This window comes from Bacillus cereus group sp. BfR-BA-01522 (assembly GCF_022662635.1).
GTDB classification, from domain to species: domain Bacteria; phylum Bacillota; class Bacilli; order Bacillales; family Bacillaceae_G; genus Bacillus_A; species Bacillus_A cytotoxicus.
Genome location: NZ_JAKUDY010000001.1, coordinates 399,192 through 415,839, shown reverse-complemented (window position 1 = coordinate 415,839; position 16,648 = coordinate 399,192). Strand labels below are relative to the sequence as shown.

The following is a 16,648-nucleotide window of genomic DNA, read 5'->3' as shown; positions in this document are numbered from 1 at the left end:
TTATTTCTTATCTATATAGGCAAATTTGTACGTATATATGCCACCGAATTGATGTTCTTCAATGCCTTTTACATATTCTTTTTGCATATATGCAGAACCTTTATAATAAAGAGGTGCCACAGCTGCATCTTCCAATATGATTCGTTCCGCTAGTTGCAAGGTTTCCCATCTTTTCTTTGAATCTAATACAATATCATATTTAGCCTGCTTAATTAAGTTATCATAATCGGGATTAGAATATTGCATCCGATTATTCGGACTATCTGTCGTAAATAATTCTAAGTAATTAATGGGATCCTTATAATCAGGTCCCCATATGACCATTGAAATATCGTACTGTCCAGTTTGCTCTAATTGTAATTTTTGTTTGAATGGTTGCTGTTTAATTTGTAATGTTAAACCGCTTAAATGTTTTTCTAACTCTCCTTTTATATACTCCGCTAGGCGTTTTGCATTATCTTGCTCAAATGTCAGAAATTCTATCGTAACCTTTTCAGTACCAAGCTCTTTTTTCGCTTCACTCCAAAGTTCCTTTGCTTTTTCAACGTCATAACCTGCGATCTCTCCATTTTCCTTCCGAAAATCTTTTTTAGTTACTTCATTTTCATATCCGCTAGGAATTAAGCCATATGCAGGAACTGCACCATTATTAATAAAATGATTTACCATTTCTTTTTTATTTATGGCAAATGAAATGGCCTGGCGAACTTTTTTGTTTGCTAGTAACGCATCTCCTTCATGAAAGCGAAGCATAGCAATTGCTGATTCACTTGACATGTGTAACTCTTTGTTATTTTTGTAACGATCTACAAAGGTAGAATTAATAGGTGTTCGATCAAGTACGCCAGATTCATACAAATTCACAGCTGTCGCTGTATCTTTTACAATGTGAAAATTTATTTCGTCTAATTTCACTTTTTCTTTATCCCAATATGTCTCGTTTCTCTTCAACTGAAACTCTTGCTCATGCTTCCATTCCTCTAGTACAAATGCCCCATTATAAATAAGATGGTTAGGTTCTAACCCATAACGTTCCCCTTGTTCTTTCACAAATGGTTCATGTTGCGGTAAATAAATCGGCAATGTTAACAATTGTAGAAAATAAGGAATAGGCCTATTTAATTGTACCTCTAATGTATAATCATCTAACGCTTTCGCTCCCAGTTGATCTACATGTAATTCACCTTTATTTATTTCTTTTGCATTTTTTATGTCAAATAACATGTAAGCATAGGGAGAGGCTGTGTCAGAAGCTAATGTTCGCTTCCAAGAAAAAATGAAATCATGTGCAGTTACCGATTCACCATTGGACCATTTTGCATTTTTGCGCAAATGAAATGTATATTTCTTACCATCTCCGCTTTTCTCAAATGACTCAGCAACACCAGGGATTGGTTTATCATCACGATCTAATACATATAATCCTTCAAATATATTTTGCATTACATGTGCCGATGTGCCATCCATTGCTTTCGCTACATCAAGAGATGGCATTTCTTCTGCTATCGTTACGTTTAACACTTGTTTTTGAGCTTCTTTATGTATTTTATCCTCGCTTTTATTACAAGCTGCTAAAATAAAAAATGTCATAATGGTAAGCATAAGTAAGCGACTCTTTTCTTGCTTCATGAATTATTCTCCTTACATTCAATAATTATTATAAAACGCTCTTTATTATAGCAGAAAGTTTACTGAAAAAGTGTTACACCTCCATGAATCTTTATCCGCTTATCAATTTAAAAATGCTATTTTTTCGATTTCACGAAAAAATAGCATTCTTATACGAATTACATTTGCAAACCATGCTTATAACGTCTAGCCTCAAAAATGATTCTCTCTTCATCTAATGTTTTGCACTCGCCGTTCCACATAATTTGTTTTCCATTGATGACAACATCAGACACATCTTTTCCACTTGCTGCATAAACAAGATGGGATAATACTTCTTCAGCTGGTTGCAAGTGAGGTTTTTTTGCTGGATCAATCGTAATAAAATCCGCACACTTTCCTCTTTCAATAGAACCTGTCTGTTTCATCCCAATTACTTCTGCTGCTCCTTTTGTTGCGAGTGAAAGAGCCGTTTCAACTGGTAATGCAGTTGCATCTTGATGAATTCCTTTTTGTAATAAAGTTGCAATGCGCATTTCTTCAAACATATCTAAATTATTGTTAGATGCCACGCTATCAGTTGCAATCCCTACTTTAATACCCGCTTCTAGCATTGCTTTCACATTTGCAATTCCAGACCCAAGCTTTAAATTACTATTTGGATTATGCGCTACACGCACATCATGTTCAGCTAAGAAAGTGCGCTCATTTTCATTGAGCACAACACCATGCGCAATGACTGTCGGTCTCTTAAATAAACCGCAGCTCTCGATATATTCTACAGGGCGTTTCCCATACTGCTTTTCAATATCTTGTACTTCGCGCTCTGTTTCTGAAAGATGAATATGAACCATCGTATTGTTTTCCATTGCAATTCTTGCACACTCTTCTAACATTTCTGTAGAACATGTATATGGACTATGAGGTGCAACCATCGTTGTTAACATATCATGTTCACGATAATATCGTTTCACATATTTCTCTGCTTCTTGAATTGCTTTTTTCTCATCTTCTTTTGTACCAAAACTAAATAAAGTTCTTGAAACCGCTGCACGCATTCCACTATTACGAACCGTTTCCATAATCGCATCTTGGTCGATACCAATTGGGTTAAACATATCCGAAAAGGTTGTTGTCCCACTTTTCACCATTTCTAACAAACCAAGTTCTGTACTCGCAACGGCAAGCTCTGGAGTGAATTGACGTTCAAGAGGCCAAATTCTCGTTTCAAGCCACGGTTGTAATAACATATCATCCCCGATACCGCGCAAAAGACTCATTACAATATGAGTATGTGTATTCACAAGACCTGGTAATAACCATTTTCCTTTTAAATCAACGACCTCATCCACTTGATCGTGTTTAGAAAAATCTCCATGTTGCACTTCTATAATCGTATGATCCTCTACAATAATATATCCATTTTCAAATACTTCATTTTGTTCATTAAGCGTCACAATTGTAGCGCTTACATAAGCTGTTTTCAAAAATATTTCCCCTCTCGATTCTTTAAAATATAATTCTACCTCAATTGGTTACTACTATTATAGTAACTTAATCATTTTAAAGAGTCAAAAGTTTCTTGTATTCCCTACATACATTTTGTTTTAGCGTATTATATTGTGTTCTATTTGTATCCGCAAACGCTTCTTCTCTGCTTGAAATCGTATCCTCGTAAATGATTTCCTCCTTAAATTGCACTGCTGTAAAATCATATCTCCTGCCATCTATCACATTATAAAAATGCCAATCTTCACCGACTCTCGTCTTCTTTATTTCACCACCAAAGAAATCGTTTACTACAAGTGCTGTTACACCGCATTGTCCTTTCGCTGGATTTCTTTCTGACCATTTGGAGCTCGTTTCAAGTGACCACGATTTCATGAGCACTTTACATATTTCCTCCCAAGTTAACTCTTCCATTTCATCATCCCCTATATATGAACCGCTTTATACATCATACTGCAAAAGAGGTAAACTCCGACCTTTCAATACTGTTGAAGGCGTTTCTCCAATTAACTTTGCTCCCATTTTCATATAATATCCTTTTGCATTTGGATCGCTCTCAATGATAAAGCATGTTATCCCTAATTCAATTGCTTTTTCTACAACAGCTTTCCATAACATTTTTCCATACCCTTTCCCCTTGTAATGCGGATGTAAATAGAGAAAATCAAGAATATCTCTATCTTTACGTATAAATGAAAAAAAGCCAATTGTTACTCCCGCATTTTCTAAAACATAGACATAATTGTTTTTTATATATGCTTCCGTAATTGTTAAATCTTCCTTACAAGCTGCTAGAAATTGCGTACTATAGTCCCACGTTGCCTTTGAAAGAAGTGCGAGTTTACTTAGTTCATTTGCTTCTTCTAATATCGTTTCTCGAATGATCATCATTTATTCTCCTTTCATGTAAACTATTAATCTATAATCATTCTTCACATCATAAAAAATATATATTTAAATAAAAAGCTCCGACTTATATTTCTAGTGAGAGCTTTTCTTACGCAGTATGTTCATTTAACCAGGAGATTACATCTTGAAAAACCTCTTCTCGATTTACTTCATGAAACATTTCATGTCTCCCATTTTCATATAAGCGAAGTGTTACATCTTTTATACCGCATTTTTTATATGTATCATATACTTCTTTTACACCTTTCCCCATATTCCCTACTGGATCACGATCTCCAGAAAAAATATGGATAGGCAGATCTTTAGGCGTTTTCTCATATTCCTTTACTTTGTTCACTTCAAGTACACCTTTAAATAATTCACGATAAAAACTTGTTGAGCAAATAAATCCGCACAATGGATCTTCTATATATTTATCAACTTGGCTTGTATCGGAAGATAACCAATCAAACTTTGTTCGATTTGGTTTAAAATGCGAGTTGAAATTTCCGAACGATAAAAAGTTTAACATCGGGCTTTTCGTTTTTGTACCACGAAGCTTCATTTCAATCGTTGCTATTTTATGACCTATTATCCCTAACAACCCTGGGTTTCCACCTGTCCCAGAAATAAGAAAACCATCATATAATTCGCCTCGAAGTTGTACAGCACGTCTAGATAAAAAAGAGCCCATACTATGTCCCAATAAAAAAAGTGGACATGTTTGCTCCTTCCGAATAAACTCCGATACAAAAATAATATCAGAAACAGCTTGATCCCAGCCTACTTCTGGTTCAAAGTGCCCATAATCGTCTTCTCTCTTTACTGTCTTTCCATGTCCCTTATGATCATGAGCATAAACACCGTATCCAGCTTGTATGAATGCCTTAACACATTCTGTATAAACCCCTGCATGTTCTGTCATGCCGTGGGCAATTTGTATAATGCCTCGAAGTTCGTTTTCTGGTAGCCACTTGTATAAATAAATTTCAGACCCATCTGATACCGTAACGAAGCTTTCTTGTAATTTCATTGTAATCGCCCCCTAAATCTATTCCATATACATCATAAAATGAATGAGTATTCATAATTCTTATTATGTATTATATGTAATTCTCTCTCCCCTGACAAACACTTCCTGTTTGATGTACTTTTTAATATGAACACCTCTTACTATGATTCTTGTAACAAATGAATGGATAAATGTATTGACATATAAACAATAAAAATATATAGTTACTTACATAAAGTAACTATATATTTTTTAGGAGGTTCATTTATGATGCCATCATTATTTTTAGCTCATGGTTCACCCATGCTTGCGATTCAAGATACAGATTATACACGTTTTCTAAAAACACTTGGCGAAATATATACACCGAAAGCAATTGTGATATTTACAGCTCATTGGGAAAGTGAAATGTTAACAATTTCATCCTCTGATGATGAATATGAAACGATTTACGATTTTGGAGGATTCCCTCCCGAATTATACGAAATCAAATATAAAGCAAAAGGTTCTTCTACCATTGCATCATTATTAGAAGCAAAGTTTAAAAGTAAAGGAATTCCTGTGCGAAGAGATATAACTCGCGGATTAGACCACGGTTCATGGACGCTACTTCACCGCATGTATCCAAAAGCTAATATACCTGTTATTCAAATTTCTGTGCATCCATTCCTTCCAGTAAAAGAACAATTTGAAATTGGACAAGCTATCAAAGGACTCGGTCAAGAAAATATTTTAGTAATTGGTAGCGGGGTTACGGTTCATAACTTACGAGCACTGAAATGGGGCCAAACAGAACCTGAAAAATGGGCAATAGAGTTCGATGATTGGATCATTCATCATGTAGAAAAAAATGATACAAATGCTTTATTTCATTGGGAAACAAATGCTCCTCATGCACATTTAGCCGTTCCAAGACCAGAACATTTTGTCCCTCTTTTCATCGCTATGGGTAGTGGAGATACGAAAGGAAAAGTCATTCATCGTAGCTATGAGCTTGGAACATTAAGCTATCTTTGCTTTCAGTTTTAATTTGTATGAAGAGAATTAGCAAAGTTTGAAGTGGAAGCTTCTCAGTTATAGGACGAAAACAACTTTTGAAGTATGCCCTTTACGTACTTAAAGAAGAATTCTCTCAAAATTTTGTTAAAAGATTTATTCTATGCTATTGATTTTTTTACTAAAGTTTGCTTAAAATATAATTGTCAAACAATAGATGGTAATGCTATTTTTACATTCTTTGTTATGGAAACGTAGACATGTTAGTAACATTCCGTATAAAAAATTCATAACTAGAAAGTTAAAAGTATTAGAAAAATCTATTGCTGACAAAACCTTTTAAGTCAGATAGATCTAAACACAAGTTTCTTCCAAACATCAACTTATTATGATGATACTTTGTGTTCTGAGTAAACCATGGTAAATAAAAATCCTCCTAAACAACAATTTGGTTAGCTTTATGATAATTTTGCATTCTCTTAAATAAATTATCACTTTATTACCATCTTTGTTTGAGTCATATATTCCCGTTAACAGACCGAACGATAAAAGTTCTGTTAACGGAGTTCGACACAGAAAAAGCACATCACATTTTTATGGTGATGTGCTTTTTATAATGTCCTAAAATTCGATTCTTATAAACTGAAACTATATAAATTATGCTTCACTTTATATTTATTCACCTTGTTAACTAACTTTCAATCCTTCTTTTCCTGTCACTTCTGCATGTCTATTATGGAAATATACCCAAATACAAGCTATAAATAATAGCGCGGCAGTTGAAAAGAATACATATTGGAAACCAGCATGCGCGGCTACCTGCCCTCCAAGTACGGGACCAATCATATTTCCTAAAAATTGAAAGGATTGATTATATCCAAAAATACGGCCAGTGATGTGATTTGGTGTGTGTTTTTTTAGTAGCGTTTGTACAGAAGGTAATAATCCAGCTTGTGCAATTCCTAAAAGAAATCGTAAAATTAACAATTGCCAAGCAGAGGTCACAAAAGCTTGTGGAATAAAAACAATCCCTGCAACAAACAAAGCTACAATCAATGTTTTTTGCGGACCAATATGATCAGATAAACGTCCTAATCGAGGAGCTGCTAAAATTACAGCCAAGCCTGTTGCGGACATAACAGCCCCCGCGATGGTTTCAATATGCGCTGTGTGCGCCCCCGCCAAATGCTTTACATATAATGTAATAATAGGTTGTATCGACATATTTGCAAGTTGAATCATAAATGTAACGACAAATAAGCTCATAATAAAATGTTTTGCTGGAACCATCGTCCATACTTTTTTCGGTTGTGCTTTTTTCGGTTGAACAGAACGATTTTCTTCCTTTAAAAAGAAAAAGACAATAATAAAGGATAGAAATAAAAAAGCGCCTGTTACGAAAAATACATATCTCATACCAATTAACTCTGATAAATACCCACCGAGCATTGGTCCAAGTAAGGAACCACTAACCCCCCCAGTTGAGATTGTAGAAATCGCCCAACCAGAATGCTCTTTCGGTGTTTCTGCAGCAATAAATGTCATTGCTGTAGAAAGAAAACCAGATACCGCTCCCATTAAAAAGCGAAGGGCAACTAATTGATACACATTTGTCACAAATCCCATAAGTGTCATAATAATCGCCATACCGAGACTAGCACGAATAAGCATCAATTTTCGTCCATGTGTATCACCAAGTTTCCCCCATAAAGGCGATACAATGGCACCCATTAAAAATGTTACCCCAAATGCAATTCCTGACCACTGTGCGATATTAGAAGTTCCAGTCACGCCAAGTTTCTCAATATAAAAGGATAGGAAAGGAATTACTAAACTCATACCGGCTGCAGTGGTAAAACAACCAAGCCAACAAATCATTAAATTTCTTTTCCAGCTGGCCATTTTCACACCTTCCTTCTTAGATAACCATTCTACACCCTTTTCCTTGAAAAGTTTAGCAATATGCCTCCTCTTACATAAGTCTTCTTTTCTCGTTAAATTTCGAAACAAAATAAAAAAGTTATGAATGGAGACATGTCTCTATTCATAACTTTTTTATTTTTAATTGGAATATACTTCATCCTTCATCGTAAATGATTCCAGTTTACAAAACAGTTCTAAAAGTGTATGAATTGCTTGTTTCATACGTTCATCATAAGGAACATCCTTTGCTACATAAGATAAAAACTCTTCTGTACAATATACCCCATTATATATAGCCTCTTGCATTCGAATATCTTTTGGAATACTTGTTTCACTTCGGTCATTGTATAAACTAACCGCAAGTAAATATGCCATTGGGGGTAAAAGATGCTCTCCAAATTCAAGCATAAATGAAGATTTCAAAAGTGGATTTAAATAAAAATACTTTTCATTTTTAAATTTGATCCCTTTAAAAAAAGAATGTTGATTATATTCATCACGAATTTTCAAAAAGTCGAGTAACGAAATGGTTCCGTGTTCCTCTATATGCTTAACTAAGCTTTTTTCTAACAAGTGAACTCCGTATGTGGATAAGACAGTTTGATGTATTCTTTTTATATATTGTCGTGCTATTTCTTGTTTCATTTCAATCTTTATCTCTTCATTTCCTAGCATTGATTGAATACAAATAATTTCAAAATAGTATGCCATCATTTCGTTAACTAATTGTGTACTATCGTCAAAAAATGTATGTCCATAACTTTGGTTAAAATAAGCATGTCCTAATTCATGGCATAGCACAAATACACTATCCATATCATTATGATAGTTAAATACAATTCTACTCTCCTTCATACTTGGAAAATAGTATGTTTTATTTACTTCAACATTATTATATACTTGTATAAAATTCTCCTCGAACATTCGCTCTATATAATGAACAAAATGATGCTTCCCATCTTTCTCTAAACTTGTAACGATGAAATGTTTTGCCTCATCCAGTGTAATCATACTGTGTTCTTCTTCATTATATGATAAAAAGTCTACGCCAATTTCATGAAATGAATTTGAAAACATCATAGATAGACTTTTCGTAAGTAATGTATGGAACTTCTTTTGCAACTCATTTTCGAGTATATGTAACGTTTCCTCTTTAACGCCAAAGACTTCCATGCAATAATTCGGGATTTCTAAAGCTAAATACTTCTTCTTACTGTTTACAAAAAACGAAAGCAGTGTGTCACCATTCTGTTTCAATACTTCATAGATTCCGCTTTGCATTTTTTTCTTTTCCTCATAATCCTTCGTGTTGCGAATCATTTCAAAAATTTCAAATATGGTGTATACCTCATCTTCATAATTTATTTTCATGCTACGAATGAATTGTAGATATTGTTCATATTCATTATGTTCTGGGTCTTCTGTTTCGTCTATTTCATTCATCAGTTCTATAAATTTATTGTAGTGATCTTCTAACTGTAAGCTAGCAATTTGACCTATATGAAATAAAATGTCAAACACTTGGTGCATAGATAAAATATCCATTTCTATTACTTTCGGAAGAATCGTCACTTTCTCTTTTTTATCAATAATATTGAAAAGGAATTCTATCTTCCGATTTAATTGTTCTTGGTCAAAGGGCATAATTCTTTGCAATGATTGAACGAATGGTTCTCTCGAGATAGATTGACGGTTATGAGAAGTTTGAAATGTAATAAAGTCAAAATGATACCCACTTGGCACTGTACAACTGCTTTTTGTTATGTCCTCGAATAGAATCCGACTAATTATAAGCGAAACAGCTAGGCTTTGAATGATCGTCCCCCTATTTTCTCGAATAACATATTCTGTATGATAGTTTTGAAAACTCTCTTCAAGCAGTCTCTCTCCATCATTCCGATTGCTTACATGAAACACTTTGACAAAATCATTATGGTATCCCATCAAATAATATTGAATCTTTTCCTTATCACAATAATTCATTATATCTTTTTGCAATTGAAGTGAAGATTCATCAAAACATCCAAAAATATAATGCACATCATGTAAGTCTACTCGTAACAAATCATGGATTGTTTCGATTTTCATATCATACACTTGAACTTTAACATACGGATCCATTTTCTTTAACTTTTCTTGGATAACATGTATTTTTTTCTTATTCGTATCTTCTTTTTGAAATATTGTCTGCGCTCTAATATTTTTTAGTTGTACCGTATCAAAATCGATAACAATAATCTCTCCGACACCAAGTTTAGATAATGTCATACATAATGTTGCACCTATCGTTCCAGCCCCGATTACAACTACTTTTACCTTTTTTATCCTTTGAACAATCGCATCTGCATATATAGTAGAATCGTGTGTACTGAAATAATGAAAGTTTCTTATATTATATAATTGTTCCTCATCCATCTTGTCACAACGCTTTTCATATAACATTCCATTCTCATTTATAAATTGGAGAATTTGATGTAACTCCTCATCCTCTATGTCGTTGTTATTTTTCCATTCCTGTATTTTTGTATGAACATCTTCTTTCGGGCTTTCCAAAATTTTCAGTAATGACCATAGCTTTTCAAATTCATTCACTTCAATCACTCGTTCTTCGCCATCGTAATAAACAATTTCATTTCTATTTGGATACCCTCTAAAATTCAAACTTGTTTTTAATCTCATCTTTTTCTCCCCATTCCATTGAAAAAGAAGGTGCTTGCACACCTTCTTTTCTCAAACTAGCATAATAATAAACATACACATTGATTATCTTGTTGCGTAGCCTTTTTAACTTTCATTTTTAGTTTCATGTCAAAATCCCCCTTTTCAATCAATTGGTAATACAAGGGTATATTAACAATTAATCCCACAAAAGCTCAATTCTTTTTCTTGTATTCAGAATTTTCAGATGTTGAGAAAACATTTTCTATTCCTAGCTCTTTTTTGACTTTTCTTTTTATTTCCTGCTTGTAATCTATCGAAAACAATACACTTTTTATTTTATCAAGTAAAATATTTTATTAAGAAATTATATTATTTCCAAACATTTTTATAAAAAATACCTAACTATATAAAAGACTTCTATCCTCTTTAAATAAGATAGGGATCTTTTATATTTTGAAATTCCCAAAAAATGATATCGTTTTTTTCGTAAACTATGACTTTTTCACTTCTAAAGCTTCTTCATGCCACCAAAGTGCTTCTTCAGGGGCTTGCTTAGCTACTTCATAAGCTTCTTTTTTTGTTTCAACTGTAGGATAAGCACCTTTCAATGCACGTCCTGATGTTGTCACAAATAATAGACTAAATACAATTAAACCAATTAAGCTTACACCTGTTAAATAAAACGCTGGTGCAAGTGCATTATCAGTAATGTGAACAAGATATGAAGATACAAGTGGCGTTGTGCCACCGAATATGGATACAGAAATATTGAAAGATATAGACAGTGCACGATAACGCACATCTGTGAAAAAGAGAGATGGTAATAAGGAAGGTAGTGTTCCTTCATAAATACTTAAGAAAAAGCCTAAAACAAAAATACCAGCGAAAATAGCTACAATATGTCCATGTCTTATTAGTAAAAATGCTGGAATTGAACATAATGTTAAACCCAATAAGCCAAATTGTACGACACGTTTATTTCCAACCTTATCACTTAATTTACCAAAATAAAATGCCAGTGGAATCATAAGTGTCATCGTAATTGAAATGATTATTAAACCAGTTGTTTCTTTCATTTTTACTATTTGCGTTAGATAAGAAGGAATAAAAGAAAGGATCATATAGTTAGTAATGTTAAAGAAGGCGACAATGACTATACTTAGAAGAAAATCTTTTTTATAATATTTTAGAATGTAAATCAAAGGAATTTGTTTGTCATCTTTATATTCCTCTTGTGCTTTTTCTTTTTCTATCTCTTGAAAGACTGGAGATTCACTCAAATGACGGCGTAAATATAAACCGACCAAACCAATTGGTGCAGCAATTAAGAAAGGAATACGCCATCCCCAACTAAGCATTTGTTCATTTGTTAATAATACTGTCAAAATGGTAACGATTCCTGAAGCGGCAATGTAACCTGAAAGCGTTCCAATTTCAAGACCACTACCAAGTATTCCACGCTTTTTATCTGGAGAAGATTCTGCGATATAAACCATTGCACCCGAATATTCGCCTCCTGTAGAGAACCCTTGAACGATCCGAGCAACTAATAAGAATATCGGTGCCCAAATCCCAATTTGTTCATAAGTTGGCAGTAGAGCAATGAATAATGTAGAAAGCGCCATTAAAATAATCGTCGTGCTTAAAACAACCTTCCGCCCATATTTATCGCCAATTCTCCCAAAGAAAATGCCTCCAATTGGGCGAACGAGAAAGGCAGCAGCAAATGTACCAAATGTAAGTACAAGTTGGAGACTACTATTATGGACGTTTGAAAAGAATAATTGACTTAAAATAACCGCTAAATAAGCATATAAACCAAAATCAAACCACTCCATCATATTCCCAATGCCAGTAGCTACAACAGCTTTTTTTGCTTGTTTAGGATTAATAATATTAACATCTTGAGGTCCAAAATCTAAATTATGTCTTTGTTGCATAAAATAAAAACAGCTCCTTATTTAATTTAAATTCATCAAGCTCACCTTCTCTTATAGAATAATTTCAATACGAAGCACTTAAGGAAAAATACCCTTCCTTATCTATTATCATTTTTTCATAAAAATGATTCAAAGTCTAACAATATGTATTTTCGTTTACAGAAACAACAATTTTAACAAATGGAAACATGCTATACAATTATGTTTCACGGCTTTGTTCCTCCTTCATTAATCATGATAGAAAATCGCTCCTTCAAATAAGCTGAACAACAATTATTCAGTAATAATCTTTTTTTCAACAAACAAAAAGGGATGAATTTTAGATTTTTTAAAGAGAACAATATGAAATGAGCCCTGCTTGACGATTAAATAATGAAATACAGATAAACTTCAGGATTCGTTTTACCTGAAGTTTATCTAGAAATAACAGATTCGTTGTCGATATTTTGAATAATAAATTAATATTCTATATTTCATCTCATTTCACCTATCTATTGTTATACCGATAAAATGTTGTACAGATAAAATAGCGTTTTCACCGCAACCTTCAATCTATTATTCTTGTATACAAATTATCTTATTGTTACGGATATCAATTCGACACCATAACTTTCTTCATACAATTCAATCGACCTCGCTTGACAAATAATTGCATACCCATAATCATTTTTTCTTATATCATTCAGACATCGATGTAGTAGCTTTCTCCCTACCCCTTGTATTCGACAGCTCAAATCCCTCCTTCTTTTTCCTTACCGCCTCATAACAAGTAAAACCAATCTTTATCCTCTTTATAAATTGAAAATCCCCCATACGCCCTATCCTTTTTATTATTGCTTCTTAAATCGAAATGTAGCCCCTGAATTATCAGATTCGATACTCCACTCGATTCGCATCTCTTTCGCCATAACGGCAATACTAGACAAGCTCCTTTATTTTTAGAGGGCGTATTTTGAAACCCCGAACCACGGTCTACTGTTGTGATTATTTCCCCTTCATAATCTATATATATTCCGATACTTGCATGCCGAACAACATTTTGGATGACGTTATCTATCATTCTTTGAAACCAATTTTCATCAATATCCCAAAATAATTGTTTTTCAGGAATTTGAATGCCTACTTCAAAACCTTCTTCATCTAAACTATCGTACCACGTTGCAACAATTTTTCGTATTAAACGTGTCATATCCGTATGCTTTGATGATATGAATATTTTTTAGCTGTAATGAGCGAATACGATAGTAAATTCTCTATTAACTCTGCTATATAATTTATCTTCTTATCCATTAATACCATCGTTTCCTGTCCCTTTATCGAAAATACTTCTCCCTTTAATGAATCGATTTGAGCTCGCATTATCGTTAATGGTGCGCGCAAATCATGCGAGAGATCTACTATTAATTTTCGGCGAAACTCTTCCTCTTGTTTTTCTTTTAATCTACTTTGTTGTAATGCCTCGATCATATGATTAAACGACTCTTCTAACAAACCAATCTCATCTTGTTTTGTTATTGAAATTTTAGATGGAAGAGTCTTATCTCCTGGAAGTTCCATCGCGTTTTGTAATGTTAATAATCTCTTTCTAATTTTAAGAAAAAAGATAACCGAGATGATAACAAATATCGTAAAACTCACAATAATAATCGTTTCAAAAATAAATTCATATCTTTCACGTATTTGAACAATGGGTGTCTTCGTATATTTCCTTGGAACTTAAAATACCATAAACGCCTCTTTCTTCCCTTTTCCTATATAAGAAACAATTGTAAATGGTTCCCCAGCAAAACTTTTTTTCATAAATTCGATTGCATCGCTTGCACTCCATACTTTAGGAATATTTTGATTATCAGGTATTTGAAAATTTGTTTTTCCATGACGATCTCCCCAAAACATTGTTCCTTCTGGATATTTCTCTTTAAATCTCTCAAAAGCTTTTACAATTTCTTTAGGGTTATTCTCATCTAAAGTTTCCGATTCCTTCCTCCATTGTTTTTCTATTCGCTCACTAGAATACGAAGTAGAAAACTCTCCTGCTGTCCACTCGATTGTTTTCAAAAAAAGAAATGAACTGACCGGGAGAACTAAAGGTAACAATATAATTGCGATAAATATAATCAATAAATACTTTCGTAATATTGCTGTACGTTTTATCATGCTTTACACCGATAACCAATCCCGCGTATCGTTTCTATAATTTGAGGATTACTTGGATTCCTCTCTATTTTTTCGCGTAAATGTCGAATATGAACCATTAGCGATTTATCTCCTTCTATATAAGTCTCATTCCATACCGCTTCAAAAATCTGTTCCTTTGTTAATGTACGATTCACATTCTTCATTATTGGTCAGCATTACCCATTGTCACTTTCCAATTATAGCTTGCCATTCTATTTCAAAATCAAAGCGTGACATGCACAATTGGTTTATTAGGTAGCGTTTTCACTATGTTTTCCGGCTCACGCTACTCTGAATATCAACATTGGGAGTTAATTGATAATATCATGATAACGGTACATAGCATGCTACTTTTACCACTGTTAACAGGTATTTTCACGGCATTTATTTGTCGATATGAACATGCAAACGGGAGCTGGAAACAACTTCTCACACAACCTGTAACAAAATATCATACATATATCATAAAGTTTTTCTTTACCTTCACATTTATAAGTATCGTGCAAGTCCTTTTTATTATGAGTTTTGTTACTGCTGGACATCTGTTACATCTATCCGGTCCATTCCCGCTAACTCTAGTAATAAAAAGCGTTGTAGGTGGCTGTATTGCTACTTTGCCTTTAACTGCCTTACAGTTATGGGTATCAACCATTTGGTCTAGCTTTGCAGCACCAATTGCTTTAAATGTTATAGCGACGATCCTGCTCTTATGATTGCAAATTCTGAACGGTTTGGTCCTTTCTATCCATGGGCCCAACCATTTCTTGCGATGCTACCGAAAGAAGCTTCCCAACTACTATACATTTCTATGGAAACACTCATTTTTGTTGTAATGGGAAGTTTTTCAATTTTGTTTATAGGTGGCTTCGTGCACTTTATGAAACATTCATATTAATTTTATAGCAACTACTAGATAGCAAATTTTCCTGGTCAATATTTCGTATTGTAAGTTTATGCGTATGTTATAACAAATAGAAAAGAAACAGCCTGTGACAAAAGGTCATGTTTTACAACCTTTTATTACAGGCTCTATTTTAATAGAAATAAATTATATCCATATATAATAGAAACAATCATTCCAACGACCAATATTCCAGGTAATAGATTTGCAACTTTGATTTTAATGAATCCGAGTAAGTTCAGTCCAATGGCAAAGATCATAATCCCACCCGTTGCTGTCATTTCTATAATAAATTGATTCATTAATTGTTCGGGTACAAAACGATCAATTTTCGTTGCAAATAGAGCAATTCCACCTTCATATAAAATAACTGGCACAGCCGAAAATAATACACCGATTCCAAGTGTTGTTGTTAAAATAAGGGAAATAAACCCATCTATAATCGCTTTTGTATAGAGGACATTATGGTTTCCGCGAATTCCGCTATCTAATGCGCCTAGTACTCCCATTGCCCCAATGGCAAAGATTAGCGTAGCTGTAACAAAACCTACAGATATACTTCCTTCTCCTTTGGAACCAACTTTCTTTTCTAACCAATTCCCTAACTTTTGTAGCTTTTCTTCTAAGCAAAGACATTCTCCAACTACCGCTCCTATTACAAGGCTTAAAATAACAATGAGAAAAATTTCGCTTTTCATTCCCATTCGTAATCCTAGTACAGTAACTGCTAAACCAATTGCATGCATGACGGTTCCTTTCATACTTTCAGGAATATTACTTAATACTTTCCCTAATAATGTGCCGATTATAATACATATTCCATTTACAATTGCTCCTAATATAACCATTCTTTCTTCCTCTCTAAGACTTTATTTTTAACCTTTCAGGTGGAAGTCTTCTAGCATAAGACATTCACAATCATGACCAAAAGCTTTCATTTTGTATTTACTATTACTTATGTAACGATTTAATATTACGAATTTTCATTAAACAATTCAGCTAGCATAAATAACAAAGATAAAAACTAAGAAA

The 16,648-nt window shown here is 33.6% G+C and carries 14 protein-coding genes and 1 pseudogene; 2 read left to right on the top strand and 13 right to left on the bottom strand.

What is annotated here, in order from left to right:
- The 5 genes from MR059_RS02180 to MR059_RS02160 all read right to left on the bottom strand — a co-directional run bounded on the left by MR059_RS02180 (position 1) and on the right by MR059_RS02160 (position 5,038).
- Positions 1-1,629 (bottom strand): peptide ABC transporter substrate-binding protein, encoded by a 1,629-nt coding sequence (locus tag MR059_RS02180; RefSeq protein WP_048722768.1) that lies wholly within the window; start codon positions 1,627-1,629, stop codon positions 1-3.
- 158 nt (positions 1,630-1,787) lie between these two features.
- Complete coding sequence (locus tag MR059_RS02175; RefSeq protein ID WP_048722767.1) at positions 1,788-3,095, bottom strand: bifunctional S-methyl-5'-thioadenosine deaminase/S-adenosylhomocysteine deaminase; 1,308 nt, start codon at positions 3,093-3,095, stop codon at positions 1,788-1,790.
- Between the two features lie 76 nt (positions 3,096-3,171).
- Complete coding sequence (locus tag MR059_RS02170; protein WP_012093950.1) at positions 3,172-3,531, bottom strand: YunG family protein; 360 nt, start codon at positions 3,529-3,531, stop codon at positions 3,172-3,174.
- A gap of 27 nt (positions 3,532-3,558) precedes the next feature.
- The gene (locus tag MR059_RS02165) at positions 3,559-4,005 is read right to left on the bottom strand and encodes a GNAT family N-acetyltransferase (protein WP_041809637.1); all 447 of its coding nucleotides are present in this window, start codon (positions 4,003-4,005) and stop codon (positions 3,559-3,561) included.
- A gap of 109 nt (positions 4,006-4,114) precedes the next feature.
- The gene (locus tag MR059_RS02160) at positions 4,115-5,038 is read right to left on the bottom strand and encodes an alpha/beta fold hydrolase (RefSeq protein ID WP_012093948.1); all 924 of its coding nucleotides are present in this window, start codon (positions 5,036-5,038) and stop codon (positions 4,115-4,117) included.
- Between the two features lie 246 nt (positions 5,039-5,284).
- Here MR059_RS02160 and MR059_RS02155 point away from each other — a divergent pair, with 246 nt between their 5' ends.
- Complete coding sequence (locus MR059_RS02155) at positions 5,285-6,046, top strand: DODA-type extradiol aromatic ring-opening family dioxygenase (protein WP_242161469.1); 762 nt, start codon at positions 5,285-5,287, stop codon at positions 6,044-6,046.
- Between the two features lie 654 nt (positions 6,047-6,700).
- Here MR059_RS02155 and MR059_RS02150 read toward each other — a convergent pair.
- The 7 genes and pseudogenes from MR059_RS02150 to MR059_RS02120 all read right to left on the bottom strand — a co-directional run.
- Positions 6,701-7,915, bottom strand: coding sequence for a multidrug efflux MFS transporter (locus MR059_RS02150; protein ID WP_012093946.1), 1,215 nt, complete (start codon positions 7,913-7,915; stop codon positions 6,701-6,703).
- Between the two features lie 159 nt (positions 7,916-8,074).
- Positions 8,075-10,615 (bottom strand): ThiF family adenylyltransferase, encoded by a 2,541-nt coding sequence (locus tag MR059_RS02145; protein WP_242161467.1) that lies wholly within the window; start codon positions 10,613-10,615, stop codon positions 8,075-8,077.
- 473 nt (positions 10,616-11,088) lie between these two features.
- Entirely contained in the window at positions 11,089-12,537 is a 1,449-nt protein-coding gene (locus MR059_RS02140; RefSeq protein WP_242161465.1) for an MFS transporter, read from the bottom strand.
- A 760-nt stretch (positions 12,538-13,297) separates the two neighbouring features.
- Positions 13,298-13,726 carry an ATP-binding protein gene (locus MR059_RS02135; protein WP_242161463.1) on the bottom strand — a complete coding sequence of 143 codons (429 nt, stop codon included), beginning with the start codon at positions 13,724-13,726 and terminating at the stop codon, positions 13,298-13,300.
- Positions 13,723-14,175, bottom strand: coding sequence for a histidine kinase dimerization/phospho-acceptor domain-containing protein (locus MR059_RS02130; protein WP_239431027.1), 453 nt, complete (start codon positions 14,173-14,175; stop codon positions 13,723-13,725). The genes MR059_RS02135 and MR059_RS02130 overlap by 4 nt, the downstream gene beginning before the upstream one ends.
- Positions 14,176-14,253: 78 nt before the next feature.
- On the bottom strand, positions 14,254-14,694 hold the full coding sequence (locus MR059_RS02125) for a hypothetical protein (protein ID WP_239431028.1): 441 nt from the start codon (positions 14,692-14,694) through the stop codon (positions 14,254-14,256).
- Positions 14,691-14,882 (bottom strand): annotated as a pseudogene (locus tag MR059_RS02120) (winged helix-turn-helix domain-containing protein); the annotation flags it as partial. The pseudogene MR059_RS02120 and the gene MR059_RS02125, both read right to left, overlap by 4 nt.
- A 102-nt stretch (positions 14,883-14,984) precedes the next feature.
- Between MR059_RS02120 and MR059_RS02115 the strand changes: the two are divergent.
- A complete protein-coding gene (locus MR059_RS02115; protein WP_237701321.1) occupies positions 14,985-15,428 on the top strand; it encodes an ABC transporter permease in 444 nt (147 codons plus the stop codon).
- Between the two features lie 316 nt (positions 15,429-15,744).
- Here MR059_RS02115 and MR059_RS02110 read toward each other — a convergent pair whose 3' ends face one another.
- Entirely contained in the window at positions 15,745-16,464 is a 720-nt protein-coding gene (locus MR059_RS02110; protein WP_242161461.1) for a DUF554 domain-containing protein, read from the bottom strand.
- Positions 16,465-16,648: the final 184 nt, after the last annotated feature.